This window comes from Polaromonas sp. P1_G2 (genome assembly GCF_056405515.1).
Genome location: NZ_JBFUBY010001093.1, coordinates 1 through 462 on the forward strand (window position 1 = coordinate 1; position 462 = coordinate 462).

A 462-nucleotide genomic window follows, 5' to 3' on the forward strand; every position below is an offset into this window, starting at 1 on the left:
GAGCACGACGATCGCCACCAGGATCAGGCCGATCAGCGACAGCGGGTTGCTGAGCAGAATGAGGAGCGTTTTCTTCATGACGCCCTCTGCGACAGCCGGATGCGCGGATTGATGATCGAGACCATGAAGTCGACGACGATGTTGACGATGAGGAACATGGCCGAGATGATCAGCACCGTGCCGACAATGGCGTTCAAATCCTTGCGCAGGATGACCTGCACGCCGTATTTCGACAGGCCGGGCCAGGCATAGACGCTTTCGACCAGGAAGGCGTTGCCGAGCATGGAGGCGAAATCCAGGCCGATAATGGTGAGCGAGGGGATCATTGACGGGCGAAAGGCATATTTGCGGGCGATCTTGCGCTCCGGAAAGCCATAGGCTTCGGCCATTTCGATATAGGGCTTGTCATAGGTCTCGACCATGTTGGAGCGCACCAGCCGTGCGGCCTGGCCGATGCCGGAG

1 protein-coding gene is annotated in these 462 nt (G+C 58.9%); it reads right to left on the reverse strand.

Annotated elements, in window-relative coordinates; genetic code table 11:
• Positions 1–74: 74 nt before the first annotated feature.
• The coding region (locus tag AC1D0P_RS29210) for an ABC transporter permease (protein WP_477679932.1) at positions 75–462 on the reverse strand (388 nt) is incomplete at its 5' end.